Genomic DNA, 15,066 nt, shown 5'->3' on the forward strand with positions numbered 1-15,066 from the left:
TTTCTTGCCAGATCGTTTCTCACATCGCTTGAACTTAATTACCAGTACTGGTCTCCTTCCGTGACGGGCGCGCCTTTCGCTACCTGCCGGTGAAGCCCGCAGCTGCGGTACAAATCTCTCGTTTGCCTTGCAGAGAGTGCCGCAGCGCGATTAAACCTACACTGAACGAAGGAGCTGTTTTCCAAAATGATTCGTCAACTAGTCCGATTGTTGGTTCTATTAGCTTTGTTAATTCCCGTCTTTGGCCCGATAGAGCGCGTACCCTCCGTTTTCGCAGCCGGCGTTTCCTATTATGTGGATTGTGCTGCTGAGAAAGCCGGCACGGGAACGGAGGCCGCTCCATTTCACAATTTGGCCGCAATCAACGCGGTTCAACTAACCCCCGGTGATTCTGTTCTGTTCAAACGCGGGTCGATCTGCTCCGGCACTTTTGCGCCGGTAGGAAGCGGGAGTTTCGCCGCACCTGTCACGATTGCCGCCTACGGTCCGGGCTTGGCAAGACCCGTTATTAACGCGAATGGTCAGACCGACGCTGTTTTGCTGCGTAATTTGCAATATATAGAGTTAAGCGACCTCGAACTGACAGCTTCTGGCGATAACAAGACGGCTAGACGTGGGGTACACGTTCTTGGCGAAAACGCAGGCGACTTGTACGGCATTACGTTGCGAAACTTATATATTCACGACGTTCGCGGCTACATGCCTTCAACGGTCAGCGGCAACTATCACGGCACAGGCAAATACGCGAACGCTTCAGGCGGTATCGTTATTGAGGTGCTTGGCACAGCGGTGCCGACCGCTTTTCATCAGGTGCAAGTGTTGAACAATCAGATTGCAAGCGTAGACCGTCAAGGGATTTACGTTTGGTCTAATTATTGCCAACGACCGGGACTGGTGGAGTTTTGGGGGAGTTTGTGCAACGGGTCGTGGAAGCCAATGACCGACCTCTACATTAGCGGCAATACGCTCTCGGATATCGGCGGAGACGGAATCGCACCAATGACGGTTGACGGGGCGCTGGTCGAATCCAACACCTTAACCGGTTTCAATATGCGATCCGACTCGCCGAACGCAGGCATGTGGACGGCGAACGCAAACAATGTCACCTTTCAATTCAACGACACGTCCGGCGGCAAAACGACCAAGGATGGTATGGCCTACGACGTCGATCATTCTACAAGCAACGTCACATTCCAATACAACTATTCCCATGGAAACGAAGGCGGATTTTTTCTGATTTGCGCCCAGGGAAACAGTAAGGCGGTCAACTTCGTGATCCGATACAATATTTCGGTCAACGACGGGGCGCGTATGTTCCAAAGCTGCGGCGGCGAGGTGGTTTCAAGCCATATTTACAATAATACAATGTATATAGGTTCCGGCCTTGCGCCCGTTATTTATCAAGAGACGACGAATCAGCGGCAGGCGATTCAGTTCCGGAACAACCTCATTTACAACGAGGGTGGCGGTCAGGTTACATGGACGCTGGACGATTTGAATTTCGTTATCGACAATAACGCGTTTTTCGGCGTGCCGGTTCTAGCATGGGCGACCAATACGGTAACCGCTGACCCTTGGCTGAACGGCCCCGGCAGTCTCGACCAGGCAGGTTACAAGCTGGGAGCCGGCTCGGCGGCACTGAATGCAGGAGCTGTGATCCCTGCAAACGGTGGCCGAGATTATTTTGGCAATGCTGTTTCTTCTGCGACAGCGCCGAATATCGGAGCTTATCAAGGGCCAGGAATTGCACCTGCAATCGTTAGTCCGCTTGCTCATTTCAAGCTCGATGAAGGAACCGGCGTCACGGCCACTGATGCAGCAGGTACGAATAACGGCAGTTTGATAGGCAACCCGGTCTGGAACAACAATGGCAAAGTCGGCGGTTCGCTCAAGCTGAACGGCAGCGGCGATTACGTGAGCGTACCGGCTGTACTGAATCCGGGTTCAGGCAATTTTACCGTTGCGGGATGGGTCAAGCTGGATACTGCGGCTGGCGTTAACCAAGTTATTTTTCAACAGGAGGGCGCTTCGGGGCGCACATTACTATACCGAGTAACTTCGACCGGCCAACTCGGTACTTTTCTTGGCGGAAGCGCCTTGCTCTCATCCGAGACGATTCCTACAGGAGAATGGACGCATGTAGCGGTTGTAAATCGGGGCGGAGCCGTCACGCTTTATCTAAACGGACAACCAGTCGGATCGGCAACACGCACTATTGAATCGCAAACTGCCCCGTTCCGCATCGGGGCCCATAAATCGCCTACCGATGCCAACGCCTATTGGAACGGCAGCGTAGATGATTTCCAGCTATACAATACTGCGCTTAACAGCGCCCAAGTGTACCGGCTATATAACAGTTAAATTCAAGCTCCCTGTCCGTTTGTACGGCCAGGGAACTTTTGCATATTTGAATACTGCGACAGGAGAGATAAAGATGAACCATCCAATTCCCAAAGCATGCTGCTCGGTGAGCAGACAGCATATGAATGATAAACTTATACAAGCAGCAGAACCGGTTGCGACTCCATGCACTCTCGGTGCTCCGTCTAGTCTCCGATTTGACTGGGTAAGTTTAACAGGCGGTACGTTCGAGATGGGAACGAATGACTCGGAAGGCTTTCCGAACGATGGGGAAGGGCCAGCTCGAAAGATTGAGATTCATCCGTTTTACATTTCGGCTTGTACAGTCACTAATGCGCAATATCAAGCTTTTGTTGAGGCTACGGGTTACATAACGGAAGCGGAGAAATTCGGTTGGTCTTATGTATTTCATCTTCTGGTATCCGAAGAGACAAGGAGCAAAGTGAAGGGTTCCTCGCAGCAGGCGCCCTGGTGGTTGGCTGTAGAAGGCGCAGATTGGAGAAGGCCGGAAGGAGTAGAGGGCGGCATCACGGATCGAATGAATCATCCGGTCGTTCATGTCACTTGGAATGATGCAATAGCGTTCTGCAAATGGTCAGGGACAAGGCTGCCAAGCGAAGCGGAGTGGGAATACGCAGCTCGCGGCGGATTGAAAGGGAAAAGATACCCGTGGGGAGACATACTGAAGCTTGACGGCAAACACATGTGCAACATTTGGCAAGGAAAGTTTCCTGTTAAAAACAATGCAAGCGACGGTTATATCGGTACAGCTCCGGTTCATACATTCGAACCGAATGGCTATGGTTTATATCAGATGTCAGGCAACGTCTGGGAGTGGTGCATGGACTGGTTCAGCCCGGCTTACCACCAACAGACGCAAAATGTGAATCCGATATTTAACGTCGATACAGGACATAAAGCGATGAGAGGAGGATCTTATCTTTGCCACCGTTCCTACTGCAATCGCTACAGGGTGGCTGCTCGAAGCTCGAATACACCGGATAGCTCAAGCGGTCATTGTGGCTTTCGAGTCGCAATGGATGCATAGAAGTTCCCAAGGGCTGCCGGGAATTACGGAACGATTAATAATTAGCCATGGTATCAAAAAAGCTTTCTGAAACGGTCCGCCCGCGCGGCTCGTCTTGAAAAGCTTTTTTTAGTGCTTCTTGCATTAGCCGAAAATACGACGCAGCTCGTCCGGCACCGCACGGCTTTTTCGCGTCGCCGGGTCCATGGCAACGCTCGTAACGAGCGCTTCGGTGCATAGCTCGCCCCGCTCGTTATGTATAAGCTGCTCTAGCACGTAGCTGCTGTTGCCGACCGATTTTGGCGCTGTCGTCACCGTCAGCCGGTCTCCTTGCACACATTCGCGCCGATAGCTGATGTTAATGTTGACCGTCACCGTCTGCACGCCCATCTCCCGCAGCGTGTCGTAATGAAGCTGATGAGCTTCATACCATTCTTCGCGGCCCCACTCTAAATACTCCAAATATTTTGCGTTGTTCACATGACCGTTTACATCAATCTCCGTTGGACGGACGATGAGCTGCAATTCCGTTTTCATCTCAATTCCTCTTTCTGCCGAAAGCCGTTTCGTCGACTGGAATAAGCCGTCTATTGACGTTCATTATATCATCGTTAGCGCCTTGGAGAAACTGAGCGATTTACAGGCAAATGGAGGCCGAAAATGAACATTTTCAGTCAAGCGCCCGGTATTGAGGCGGAGCGGGAGTAATGGTACCGTATAGAGACAAAGCAATTTAGCGGCTCTTGCGAAGCGCGAGGAGTCAATGGAGGGAAGCAGCGAAATGGCCAAAGCGTTTATGGACGACAACTTTCTTTTAACGAACGAAACGGCAATTCATTTATACCACAATCATGCAAAAGAGCTGCCGATTATCGACTATCATTGCCATCTCAGCCCAGAGCAAATTTATGATAATATCCGTTTTTCCAATTTAACCGAAGCGTGGCTGTACGGCGATCATTACAAATGGCGTGCAATGCGGGCGAACGGCGTGGAGGAGCGGTATGTGACTGGCGGCGAGGGAGCATCTGATTATGATCGTTTCACTGCTTATGCTGCGACAGTACCGCAGGCGATCGGCAATCCGCTGTATCATTGGTCGCATTTGGAGCTTCTCCGTTACTTTGGCGTGACGGAGGTGCTGAACGAGAAAAATGCGCCTGCTATCTGGGATAAAGTAAACGGGCAGCTGGCTGGAGAGGGCTTCCGGGCTCGCGATTTGATCGTAAAATCGAAGGTCGAAGTGATTTGCACGACCGACGACCCTGCCGATTCGCTTGAATACCATTTGAAAATAAAAGAATTGCCCGACTTCAATGTGTCGGTTCTGCCTTCATTCCGCCCGGATAAAGCACTAGAAATTAGCCGTGCGACGTTCTTGCCGTGGCTGGCGCAGCTGGAGGAAGCCGTTGGGAATGCCGTTGATAGTTATGATGCGCTGTTGCAAGCGCTGGAAGCGAGAGTGCGCTTTTTCCATGAAGCTGGCTGTCTCGTATCCGACCACGCGCTCGACTACGTTCCTTATGCGAAAGCAACAAAAGAGGAGGCCGCTGCTATTTTCGCCAAAGCGCTTGCCGGAGGCTCGGTGACGCTTGAGGAGGAAATGCAGTATAAAACGTATACGCTTGTATTTCTAGGCAGGCTGTACGCTGAGCACGACTGGGCGATGCAGCTGCATATTAACGCGCACCGCAACAATCATTCGGCTTCGTTCGCGAAGCTTGGCCCGGATATCGGCCATGATTCGATCGGTGACGGCCTCGTCGCCGGCCCGCTCGTTAGGCTGCTGGACGCGCTCGCGTCTGCGGACAAGCTGCCGCGCACCATCCTTTATTCGCTGAACGCCAGGGATAATGAAGTGCTAGCCTCAATCATCGGCAGCTTCCAAGGCGACGGCATACCAGGCAAAATTCAACTCGGCTCCGCTTGGTGGTTCAACGATACGAGAGACGGAATGGTGGCGCAAATGAAGACGCTGGCCAACTTCGGCCTGCTCGGCCGTTTCGTCGGCATGCTCACCGATTCGCGCAGCTTCCTCTCGTATACGCGGCATGAATATTTCCGCCGCATTCTATGCAATTTGATTGGCGAGTGGGTGGAAGCGGGCGAACTGCCCGATGACGAGGAGCACCTTGCAGAAATCGTCCGCAACGTGTCTTACTATAATGCGAAGCATTACTTTCAGTTTTAAGTGGGTTCAACAATAAATAGCATGGCTGCCCTAAAGATTCTAAGATCTTTTGAGGCAGCCATGCTATCTTATTTTATCCTAATTTTTCAATAACAATTGACGCACTAACTGTAGGAGTCCCTCCGCCAATGCTTGCTTGCAAGGTTTGAGCCCCCATATTATCAACCCGGTTTAAGGTTAGCGTACCGCCGGCTGTTAATTGTGCTACAACTTGACCTTGATAAGGGTTGTTTCCGGCCCCTGAACCATAGTTGCTGCAAGGAACCAAAGAAGCTGCAGTAGGTCCGTTACCATCCGGATCAAAGAACAACCCAAATGCGGAGTTCCCTGCAGTAGGGAAAACTTCCCAGCTGATGTTGTAGAACCCCGTTTCTAAAACATTTATTGTAGACGGTGCAGTGAAAGAAAGTGCAGTTGAATTGATCAAAGAATTGTTAAAGGTGACAGCCCCGCCTTGCCCGCCTGGAGTCGGCGCTGCTTCAACAGTTTGATCTACAGTGCTGCACAGAAATGCAAATGAAACTGCTGCAGCAGGACCTTGAGGGCCTTGAGGACCTTGTGGACCTTGAGGACCTTGCGGTCCTTCGGGGCCTTGTGGACCGGCAGGACCTTGTTGACCTGGAGGACATGGAGGACAAACTCCTTGAGGACCTTGTGGCCCCTGCGGGCCTTGAGGACCTTGTGGTCCTTGCGGACCAGGAGGTCCAGGAGGGCCCGGTAATCTACCCATCTTTGCATACACTCCTTTTTTATGGACTGAGGGTCATTAGTATTTTGTATGGTTAAACACTATGACCACTCATTCCTGTTGTATTTCAACCCATGTTATTCCTAGTGATAGCAATGAGTGCAACTGTCTATGATAAAAATATTTTTTAGTTGTATTGTTGTCCATACGTTTCCATTCCAGATACATACTCTATTATTACGATTCTCTTTACTAATATTGGAGGCATACAATGAACTATAAAAACGGTTTGGTAGGCATCCTAGTTGCCAACCGTATTCAAAGGAAGAATGTGCTTAAGCAATATCTTCAACACAATGCAGCGGCCAAGATGAAAGTCATTTGCTTCACACCGTCGTCCATAAATTGGAAGACAAAGAGCGTGATTGGACTTCATTTTTCAAAAGGAAGATGGGTGCCGGGCAAGTTTCCTTTCCCTCATGTTGTATACAATCGCTGTTACGACACGAATAAAGAGATTATTAAACGTTTGGGGGCCGTAATTGGAAAAGATAAATGCTTCAACCATATCAATCGGTTTAGTAAAATTGAGATTTATAATCGTTTAAGTGACTTGCTCGTTGACTATTTACCGGAAACGGTTGCCTATGAAAAAGAGAAAGCAGTCCAAATGTTGAAAGATCATAAAATCCTATACCTTAAACCTTGCTATGGGAATAAAGGGAAAGGGGTTTATCGCGTAGAGTTGAAAGAATCAGGGGAGATTCACATTTGTCATCATTATTTCTCGCCCAAAATAATAGCAAGAGATTCGTCTCAATTTCAAAACTATATTCAAAAGCTGATCGGTACAACTCCTTATATCATTCAAGAAGGCGTGGAAGCCTTGCAAATAAACGAACAAAACTTTGATATCCGGGCTCTCGTACAAAAAAATGAAAAAGGCTTGTGGAAAGTAACGAATATCATTAGCCGAATTGCTTATGAAGGCAGCTACAATACAAGTATCTGTGAAAAGGTTTGTTTATCGATAGATATCTTTAATCATTTGTACCCGCAGGATACCGTTGAGGCAATTCTATGTTCTATTGACGATATAAGTTTAAAGGCGGCTGAAATACTAGATTCAAATACCAGCTACCATCTTGGAGAGTTCAGTGTAGATTTTACGTTAGACAATAACGAACAGATTTGGATCATTGAATTAAACGGTCAGCCGCAAAAAAGTTTATATAGTGAACTCCTCAACCAGAATGAGGTTTATAAGCGGCCGCTGCAATATGCTCGCTATTTATGCACGCACTGAGCATTCCTAATCGCCATTATATGGTTACAGGCTTGGCATGGTTACATGCCTTTGTTGTAATCCTCGACACTCGTAAACCGTGGAGCAGTTCCGCCTGCATCATTGTTTGTGTCGTGTGAACACTAACACTTATGAATAGCATCGAAAAAGAAACCTGCCGCTGCTGGCAGGTTTCTTTTTTATACGCCATATTGGTCAAGAGTGAAGCGCGAGCAACGCCTGCTAAGCGCAATTCATGCAATCAAACGTTCATCTCAAAAGCTCTCGCCAGCAGGGCGAGCATTTCGTCGATATCCTGCTGCTTAACGATGAGCGGCGGGGTTAGTCGAATAGTTGTTGGTCTAGGAGCGTGAAGGAGGAGTCCTAGCTCCATGCAGGATGCTGCGATGGCGGGAGCTTTGCCGTCCGGCACGTCAAATGCGAGCAGCAAGCCTTTGCCGCGAACATGGCGGATCGGATGCGTCTGCGAAAGCTGTTTAAGTCCATTGCTTAAATAGGCGCCCATAACCGCTGCATTCTCGGATAAGCCAAGCTTGACGATTTCCTTTACGACGGCAAGGCCGCAAGCCATGGCAAGCGGGGCTCCGCCATAGGTGCTTCCTTGTTCGCCAGGCTCGAATAAATCAAATTTGCTTTTGGTCAGCATAGCCGAGAGCGGGAAACCGCCGCCGATTCCTTTTGCCAGCGTCATGATATCAGGCTCTATGCCGTAGTGCTGGTGAGCAAAAAGCTTGCCGGTGCGGCCAAGGCCGGTCTGCACCTCGTCAAAAATAAGCAGAATGCCATAGACGTCGCAAGCTTTGCGAATCGCCTGCAAATACGGTCCGTCGACGGCATAAACGCCGCCTTCTCCCTGCACGAGCTCCAGCATGATGGCACAAGTTTTATCGTTAATTGCGGCGAAGCAGGCATCGAAATCGTTAATGGGCACATGCTTGAAACCGCCTGCTTTTGGCTCGAACAACGGCTTGAACTGTGGTTTTCCGGTAGCTGACATCGTCGCCAGCGTTCTGCCGTGGAAGCTGTTCGTGAGTGTAATAATTTCGTACGCGCCATTCAAATTGACCGCACCATGCTTGCGGGCCAGTTTTATGGCGCTTTCGTTTGCTTCAGCCCCGCTGTTGGCGAAAAAGACTTTATCCATCCCCGAAATTTCCGTTAAGTAATCGGCAAATTCGATCATCGGTTTATTATAGAAGGCCGGGCTGGCGATGACGAGCTCCTCAGACTGACGAACGAGTGCTTCGCGAAGCGCCGAGGGAGAGTGTCCCAAAGAGGTAACGGCCCAGCCGCCGTTGAAATCCAAATATCGTTTGCCGTCGGTATCCCATAACTGCACACCGGCCCCTTTTTCCATCACGACAGCGGGACGCTTTGCGGTAAACAGCAAGCTTTTCTCCGCGCTTGCAAGCAGTTCCGGCGTCTCAGTGTGTAAAGCGTTCATCATCTTCGTTAACCCCCATCCACAAGCTTATTGAATAAATATACAGTCATACTCATAAAAATACAACCCACCAAATGCCTCCAAGTGAAAAATAATTTTTGTGTTAAGGAAGAGTAAGGTGGAAGGACGAACTTCGGCAGTTTTGAGATAGAGATATTCTGATCAGAGGACATACTGGATAAAAGTAGGGAATGGTTGGCAAGGATAAACTGATGAGTAGAGTGAAGTAGAGTAGAGCGGCTGAAAGGCGAGGTCAAGCCGAAGCAAAGAATAAGAACAAACTGAGGAAAAGAGCAAGCTTGGGGCAGGAAGACCTGTGGCCTGAGAAGAGTAAGAAGAGGTATATGAGTCAGCAGATCCTACAGAAATAACCGGCATAACAAAAAAACGCATGTCCATCTAAAAACAAACGTCTTTTTATGTTTGTAAATGTGTGTTATTATATAAACAAACAAAAACGAACATTACATTCATTTGGGAGGCTACCGGCCATGGAAGTGCGTCACGCGACAAACCCCGAAGATTTTAAACATTATACAACGGAACGTCTTAGAAAAGATTTTCTCATTGAAAGCTTATTCGAGCAAGACCGAATTCAAATGACTTACAGCCATTACGACCGGATGGTCGTAGGCGGAGCAGCCCCCGTTCTGGAGAGCTTGAAGCTGGAAGCGGCGGATACGCTGAAAACGGACTATTTCCTGGAGCGCCGCGAAATCGGTTTTCTCAATATCTCCGAAGGTACGGCTGTTATAACGGTAGATGGCGAAGTTTACGAATTGAACCGGCTTGAGGTGCTTTATGTCGGCAAAGGTAAGCGAGATATTTCTATCGCGAGCAAAGAGCAGTCGCAACCGGCCAAAGTTTATTTCTGCTCCACGCCGGCGCATAAAGAGCTGGAAACGCGCAAAATGACGGTCGAAGAAGCGAATCCGTCGCATCTCGGCTCTCAGGAAACGTCCAACGAGCGTATTCTCTACAAGTATATCCACGCGGACGGCATTCAAAGCTGTCAGCTGATGCTCGGCGTTACCAGCTTGAAGGCAGGAAGCATTTGGAATACGATGCCGGCTCACGTCCATGACCGCCGCATGGAAGCCTATCTCTACTTCGATTTGAAGGCCGATGCACGCGTATTTCATATGATGGGCGAGCCGTCCGAGACGCGCCATTTGGTTGTAGCAAACGAGCAAGCGATCCTGTCCCCGCCATGGTCGATTCACTCGGGAGCGGGAACAAGCAGCTATACATTCTGCTGGGCGATGGCCGGCGAAAACTATACTTTCACGGATATGGACGCCGTCAGAATGGATGCGTTGAAATAGATGCTAGCAGCCGAACGCCATCGTCAAATTATTAAACAGCTCGAGGACAAAGGAAGCGTAAAAGTATCCGAGCTAAGCCAGCAATTTCAAGTGACCGAGAAAACGGTTCGCGAGGACTTGGAGAAACTGGAGGAGAAGGGACTGCTCAAACGGATTCACGGCGGAGCCGTCCTGCTGCAAGATGGCGAGAATAGCATGCTGCCGCTGCAGTTCCCGAATACGAAGCATTTGAAGGAAAAGGGCGAGATAGCTGAGCTCGCTCTGTCCGTCATCGAACCCAATGATATTATCGCGCTGGACGCGGGAAGCACAACATTGGAAATGGCGAAGCGAATGAAAAATATGCCGCTTACGGTGCTGACCAATGACCTGCTGATCATTCGTGAATTGACGGCCAAGGATCAAATTCGGCTCGTTGTGCCAGGAGGCTATCGTTATCACAATCTGCTAATCGGCAACGAATGGCATGAATGGATTAAGAAGCTGAACATTCATAAGCTGTTTTTGTCGACTACGGGAATTCATATGGAATACGGCTTGACGATTTTTACCGAAGAATTGGCCAAGCTGAAGCAAGTTTATATCGATTGCGCGAAGCATATTTATTGCGTGGCCGATCATCACAAATTCGACAAAGGCGCGTTGCTGACTTTCACCGAGTTGACAGCGGTGCACTGCATCATTACGGATAGCGGGGTCAGCCCCGATACCGTGCGCAAATACGAGGAGCAAGGCGTACGAATTATGAAGGCTTAGAAGGCCAGGCGGCGACCGTCTCCGTATCTAGGGGATTCTGCTTTTAAATAGAAAGGATCGGTGCACCATGACCAACTATTTTGATCTTACGGGCAAAACGGCTATCGTAACAGGGGCGGGACGGGGACTTGGTTCCGCCGTCGCGATCGGCCTTGCACAAGCCGGCGCGGACGTAGCTCTCGTCACGAACAGCACGCCTGCCGAGAAAGTAGCAGCGGAGATCGAAGCGCTGGGACGCCGGGCGATCTCTATTCAGGCAAATGTATCGGACCGTTCGACGCTTCCCGGCATCGTGGAGCAAACGATAGAGGCTTTCGGCCGCATCGATATTCTTGTCAACAATGCGGGCATTATTCGCCGTGCGCCTGCGGTAGAGCACAGCTATGAGGATTGGCAGGATGTGTTGGACGTCAATCTCAATTCGGTTTTCGTTCTTTGCCAGCTGGCGGGCAAGGAGATGATTGCGCAAGGGTCCGGCAAAATCATCAATATTGCTTCTATGCTTAGTTTCCAAGGCGGCATCAACGTGCCAGGCTACACGGCCAGCAAGCATGCGGTGGCGGGACTGACGAAAGCGCTCGGCAACGAGTGGGCGTCCAAAGGAGTGCAGGTAAACGCTATTGCTCCCGGTTACATGTCGACGGACAATACCGAAGCGTTGCGTGACGATCCGGTACGCAGCCGGCAAATTCTCGAACGGATTCCGGCTGGTCGTTGGGGGACGAGCGAGGACTTAATTGGTCCGGCTGTGTTTCTTGCTTCGCAAGCGTCCGACTATATGTCCGGACATGTGCTGTGCGTGGACGGCGGCTGGATGAACCGGTAGTTGTATGGTAAACTTTGGACATCATACATACGGTGAAAGCCGAGGTGGCGGTCCAATGTCCGAAAAAGAAGAATTGACGAGGTTCGGCGTATCTTTTCCCGGTCCTCTGCTTGAACAGTTCGATCACTATATTGCGGAGCAAGGCTATACGAATCGCTCGGAGGCATTTCGCGATTTGGCGCGGCGGGCGCTGCTTGAACCGTCGAAGCTGCAGTCCGATCAGCTTGTAGCCGGCACCATCGTGCTTGTCTATGATCACCATGCCAGCGAGCTGCCGCTTGTGCTGATGGAGCTTCAGCATCAATGCCATCATGATATTATTTCGAATATGCACGTCCATTTGAATCACAGCCAATGCCTCGAGGTTATTGCGGTTCGCGGCAAGCTGGCCGGCCTGCGCAAGCTTCATCAGCAAATTCAAGTGCAGAAGGGCGTCACCTATGCCGAGCTGTCCGTTACGTTTGCGGAAGAGCATTCGGAGGATGGAACGGCGCATCATCATCATCCATAGCATGAACCAGACAAACAATATGCTTAAAAGCTTCCTTTTAGTAAGAGCTCGCCGGGGCAGGTCCCCGACAGCTATTTTCTGAAAGGAAGCTTTTTTAATTGATTAATTCATCGTTCCAACGACCTTGCTTTTGATCGCCTCACCTGAAAACGGTCCCTCGACCAGGCTGCTGTAAAAGCTTCTCCACCAAACATCTCCAAGAAGAAAATACTCATTTTCACCAAGACGGGTTGCTCTATTTTTAACTTTCTCCACCGCTTTATAGCCGCCCATTGCAGAAGACTCGCTGCCGTAGAAAGTGTCGAGCTTCTTCCCGTTGATATAAATGCGGCTGTTTATGATATGCACGGTTTCTCCAGGCAGCCCGATGACACGCGCCACATCAGCGGCAACGTTTCCGACCCGGTTGCATAAACGACGACATCTCCTCTCTTGACAGCTTCCGAAAATGGAGCAGCGACAGCTTCGACAACAAGCTTAACATGAACACTGTACTGACTGTCTCTGAGCATCCCGTCCGAATTCATTTGATAAATCTGCTGATCCTCTTTCAATTTGGCTACAACCGGCAGCTTGTAAACGGTCGTTTCGTCTTTGAGAGTCGGCTGGCTATCAAATGTGTTTGCCAATCCCCATAGAACAACGAACAGTGTTATCGCGCATAGCGAAACAAAAACCTTTTTTCGTTTCATCGACGGCTGCACTCCTCCCGATATTTAATAGTTTGGCTCTACCTTTAAATCAGTGCTCAAAGCTCGATTTCTGCCGCAAACCCCATTTTATATCTAATAATTTCCATTATTTATGCTCGCTTCTCTCCCTTCCAATGAAAATAGTCATGTAAGGTTTATTATCATTAATTAATCAAAATTGGCAAAAAAGTAATGATATTCGTTCCGCTCTGTGCTACAATTCTGATTAAACGTGACACGGGATACATAATCTAGCATTGCTAGAGTGGATGGAAGCAGGGAGAAAAGGGGATAAATCGATGAGGATTAAAGGGCGGAAACGTGGTTTACGGAAAAAAATGATCATGCTGACAGCGATGGTTGCACTGCTCCTTACGGGTTGTGCGAGCAAGCCGGCGGCGGAACCGGCCGGAGCGGGCGGGCCGAAGGAAGAGCTGCTGCTAGCCGTCGGAGCCGAGCCGGATGGCGGATTTGACCCGACGACAGGCTGGGGACGATACGGTTCGCCGCTGTTTCAAAGCACGCTGTTGAAGCGGGGCGCAGACATGGCGATTGAGGCAGATTTGGCTAGCAGTTATGAGGTGTCGGAGGACGGGAGGACATGGACCGTCGATCTAAAGTCGGATGTAAAGTTTTCTGACGGATTTTCGCTTACGTCCGACGATGTGAAGTTTACGTTCGAGCAAGCAGCCAGAGGAGGCTCAATCGTTGACGTAACCAATGTGTCGCAAATTGATGCGCCCCAGCCGGATAGGGTCGTTTTTACGCTAAAAGAGCCGCAATCGACCTTCATCAACCTGCTGGCCTCGCTTGGCATCGTACCTAAGCATGCTTATGGTGCTGACTATGCACAGAAGCCGATCGGGTCGGGACCGTATAAGCTTGTACAATGGGATCGCGGCCAACAGGCGATTGTAACTTATAACGACTTGTACTACGGCGAAAAGCCGTTTTTTAAAAAGCTGACTTTTCTGTTTCTGGGCGAAGACGCGGCTTTCGCGGCAGCTAAAGCGGGTGAGGTGGACGTCGCGTATATCCCTTCAGCGTTTAGCGGGCAAGCCGTCGCAGGGATGAAGCTGGAGGCAGCACAAACCGTTGATAACCGGGGCATTATGTTTCCGTTTATCGCTCCAGGGGAGCAGACGGAGGGCGGCTATCCAATCGGCAATGCCGTCACATCGGACTTAGCGATCCGACAAGCGATCAATTATGCGATTGACCGGCAGGCGTTAATCGACGGTGTCCTCGATGGCCATGGAACTCCCGCCTATTCCGTCAGCGACGGAATGCCGTGGTGGAACCCGGAATCGGTCTTCAAGGATGCGGATCTGGAGAAGGCGGCAGAGCTGTTGGCCTCCGCTGGCTGGAAGGACGGTGACGGCGACGGCATTGTTGAGCGCGACGGTGTGAAGGCGGCTTTTACACTCCTGTATCCGGCAGGCGATTTGACTCGCCAATCGCTGGCGCTGGCAGCGGCGGATATGGTGAAATCTGTCGGAATCCGCATGGAGCCGTCGAGCAAAAGCTGGGAGGAGATCGGCAAGCTGATGTATTCGAATGCGGTGCTATTTGGCTTCGGGAGCCAGGATCCGATCGAAATGTACAATCTGTACAACAGCAAAAACCGTGGCGTCGATTACTATAACGCCGGCTATTACCGCAATGAAGCGGCCGATCAATGGATGGAGCAAGCGATGCGCGCCACGAATGAGGCGGATGCGATGGAAGCGTGGAAGAAAGCGCAGTGGGACGGGAAAACAGGTTTTAGCGTGCAAGGGGACGCGCCATGGGCTTGGTTGGTCAATCTCGATCATCTGTATTTGGTTAGAGAAGGTCTTAGTATCGGAATACAAAACATTCACCCGCACGGCCACGGCTGGCCGGTGACCTCCAACATCGAGCAGTGGAAATGGATCGAGATTGAAAGCGGGCAATGAAT

Annotated in this window: 14 protein-coding genes; 9 read left to right on the top strand and 5 right to left on the bottom strand. The window is 50.3% G+C overall.

Annotated features, from left to right (window positions below; translation table 11 throughout):
• Nucleotides 1-186: 186 nt before the first annotated feature.
• Both ACFVTB_RS13070 and ACFVTB_RS13075 read left to right on the top strand, forming a co-directional pair.
• Nucleotides 187-2,361, top strand: coding sequence for a LamG domain-containing protein (locus ACFVTB_RS13070; RefSeq protein ID WP_387749285.1), 2,175 nt, complete (start codon nucleotides 187-189; stop codon nucleotides 2,359-2,361).
• Between the two features lie 73 nt (nucleotides 2,362-2,434).
• Nucleotides 2,435-3,409: a formylglycine-generating enzyme family protein gene (locus ACFVTB_RS13075; protein WP_387749288.1), complete on the top strand. Its 975-nt coding sequence runs from the start codon at nucleotides 2,435-2,437 to the stop codon at nucleotides 3,407-3,409.
• 123 nt (nucleotides 3,410-3,532) lie between these two features.
• Here ACFVTB_RS13075 and ACFVTB_RS13080 read toward each other — a convergent pair whose 3' ends face one another.
• Nucleotides 3,533-3,925: an acyl-CoA thioesterase gene (locus ACFVTB_RS13080; protein WP_387749291.1), complete on the bottom strand. Its 393-nt coding sequence runs from the start codon at nucleotides 3,923-3,925 to the stop codon at nucleotides 3,533-3,535.
• A gap of 244 nt (nucleotides 3,926-4,169) precedes the next feature.
• Between ACFVTB_RS13080 and uxaC the strand changes: the two genes are divergently transcribed.
• The gene (gene uxaC / locus ACFVTB_RS13085) at nucleotides 4,170-5,579 is read left to right on the top strand and encodes a glucuronate isomerase (protein ID WP_387749294.1); all 1,410 of its coding nucleotides are present in this window, start codon (nucleotides 4,170-4,172) and stop codon (nucleotides 5,577-5,579) included.
• A 492-nt stretch (nucleotides 5,580-6,071) separates the two neighbouring features.
• On the opposite strand, the gene ACFVTB_RS13090 is transcribed toward uxaC, so the two are convergent.
• Nucleotides 6,072-6,317 (bottom strand): hypothetical protein, encoded by a 246-nt coding sequence (locus ACFVTB_RS13090; RefSeq protein WP_387749297.1) that lies wholly within the window; start codon nucleotides 6,315-6,317, stop codon nucleotides 6,072-6,074.
• 221 nt (nucleotides 6,318-6,538) lie between these two features.
• On the opposite strand from ACFVTB_RS13090, the gene ACFVTB_RS13095 reads away from it, so the two are divergent.
• The gene (locus ACFVTB_RS13095; RefSeq protein ID WP_387749300.1) at nucleotides 6,539-7,573 is read left to right on the top strand and encodes a YheC/YheD family endospore coat-associated protein; all 1,035 of its coding nucleotides are present in this window, start codon (nucleotides 6,539-6,541) and stop codon (nucleotides 7,571-7,573) included.
• Nucleotides 7,574-7,814: 241 nt separating this feature from the next.
• Here ACFVTB_RS13095 and ACFVTB_RS13100 read toward each other — a convergent pair whose 3' ends face one another.
• A complete protein-coding gene (locus tag ACFVTB_RS13100; RefSeq protein WP_387749302.1) occupies nucleotides 7,815-9,020 on the bottom strand; it encodes an aspartate aminotransferase family protein in 1,206 nt (401 codons plus the stop codon).
• A gap of 488 nt (nucleotides 9,021-9,508) precedes the next feature.
• Between ACFVTB_RS13100 and kduI the strand changes: the two genes are divergently transcribed.
• The 4 genes from kduI to nikR all read left to right on the top strand — a co-directional run bounded on the left by kduI (nucleotide 9,509) and on the right by nikR (nucleotide 12,435).
• On the top strand, nucleotides 9,509-10,342 hold the full coding sequence (gene kduI / locus ACFVTB_RS13105; RefSeq protein ID WP_387749305.1) for a 5-dehydro-4-deoxy-D-glucuronate isomerase: 834 nt from the start codon (nucleotides 9,509-9,511) through the stop codon (nucleotides 10,340-10,342).
• Entirely contained in the window at nucleotides 10,343-11,098 is a 756-nt protein-coding gene (locus ACFVTB_RS13110; protein ID WP_387749308.1) for a DeoR/GlpR family DNA-binding transcription regulator, read from the top strand. It abuts the gene before it with no gap.
• A gap of 67 nt (nucleotides 11,099-11,165) precedes the next feature.
• Entirely contained in the window at nucleotides 11,166-11,924 is a 759-nt protein-coding gene (kduD, locus tag ACFVTB_RS13115) for a 2-dehydro-3-deoxy-D-gluconate 5-dehydrogenase KduD (protein ID WP_387749311.1), read from the top strand.
• A gap of 55 nt (nucleotides 11,925-11,979) precedes the next feature.
• Nucleotides 11,980-12,435 carry a nickel-responsive transcriptional regulator NikR gene (gene nikR / locus ACFVTB_RS13120; RefSeq protein ID WP_387749314.1) on the top strand — a complete coding sequence of 152 codons (456 nt, stop codon included), beginning with the start codon at nucleotides 11,980-11,982 and terminating at the stop codon, nucleotides 12,433-12,435.
• Nucleotides 12,436-12,537: 102 nt separating this feature from the next.
• Here the strand turns inward: nikR and ACFVTB_RS13125 are convergent, their stop codons facing one another.
• Together ACFVTB_RS13125 and ACFVTB_RS13130 are read right to left on the bottom strand one after the other, a co-directional pair.
• Nucleotides 12,538-12,783, bottom strand: coding sequence for a S26 family signal peptidase (locus ACFVTB_RS13125; RefSeq protein ID WP_387749316.1), 246 nt, complete (start codon nucleotides 12,781-12,783; stop codon nucleotides 12,538-12,540).
• Nucleotides 12,771-13,127 (bottom strand): hypothetical protein, encoded by a 357-nt coding sequence (locus ACFVTB_RS13130; protein WP_387749319.1) that lies wholly within the window; start codon nucleotides 13,125-13,127, stop codon nucleotides 12,771-12,773. The genes ACFVTB_RS13125 and ACFVTB_RS13130 overlap by 13 nt, the downstream gene beginning before the upstream one ends.
• Before the next feature lie 338 nt (nucleotides 13,128-13,465).
• Between ACFVTB_RS13130 and ACFVTB_RS13135 the strand changes: the two genes are divergently transcribed.
• The gene (locus tag ACFVTB_RS13135; protein ID WP_387749410.1) at nucleotides 13,466-15,064 is read left to right on the top strand and encodes an ABC transporter substrate-binding protein; all 1,599 of its coding nucleotides are present in this window, start codon (nucleotides 13,466-13,468) and stop codon (nucleotides 15,062-15,064) included.
• Nucleotides 15,065-15,066: the final 2 nt, after the last annotated feature.

The organism is Paenibacillus sp. NPDC058071, assembly GCF_042885235.1.
Taxonomy (GTDB): Bacteria; Bacillota; Bacilli; order Paenibacillales; family Paenibacillaceae; genus Pristimantibacillus.

Coding starts and splice junctions, on each gene's coding strand:
- ACFVTB_RS13070 (WP_387749285.1), top strand. CDS start 187: ATGATTCGTCAACTAGTCCGATTGTTGGTTCTATTAGCTTTGTTAATT.
- ACFVTB_RS13075 (WP_387749288.1), top strand. CDS start 2,435: ATGAACCATCCAATTCCCAAAGCATGCTGCTCGGTGAGCAGACAGCAT.
- ACFVTB_RS13080 (WP_387749291.1), bottom strand. CDS start 3,925: ATGAAAACGGAATTGCAGCTCATCGTCCGTCCAACGGAGATTGATGTA.
- uxaC (WP_387749294.1), top strand. CDS start 4,170: ATGGCCAAAGCGTTTATGGACGACAACTTTCTTTTAACGAACGAAACG.
- ACFVTB_RS13090 (WP_387749297.1), bottom strand. CDS start 6,317: ATGCAAAGATGGGTAGATTACCGGGCCCTCCTGGACCTCCTGGTCCGC.
- ACFVTB_RS13095 (WP_387749300.1), top strand. CDS start 6,539: ATGAACTATAAAAACGGTTTGGTAGGCATCCTAGTTGCCAACCGTATT.
- ACFVTB_RS13100 (WP_387749302.1), bottom strand. CDS start 9,020: ATGATGAACGCTTTACACACTGAGACGCCGGAACTGCTTGCAAGCGCG.
- kduI (WP_387749305.1), top strand. CDS start 9,509: ATGGAAGTGCGTCACGCGACAAACCCCGAAGATTTTAAACATTATACA.
- ACFVTB_RS13110 (WP_387749308.1), top strand. CDS start 10,343: ATGCTAGCAGCCGAACGCCATCGTCAAATTATTAAACAGCTCGAGGAC.
- kduD (WP_387749311.1), top strand. CDS start 11,166: ATGACCAACTATTTTGATCTTACGGGCAAAACGGCTATCGTAACAGGG.
- nikR (WP_387749314.1), top strand. CDS start 11,980: ATGTCCGAAAAAGAAGAATTGACGAGGTTCGGCGTATCTTTTCCCGGT.
- ACFVTB_RS13130 (WP_387749319.1), bottom strand. CDS start 13,127: ATGAAACGAAAAAAGGTTTTTGTTTCGCTATGCGCGATAACACTGTTC.
- ACFVTB_RS13135 (WP_387749410.1), top strand. CDS start 13,466: ATGATCATGCTGACAGCGATGGTTGCACTGCTCCTTACGGGTTGTGCG.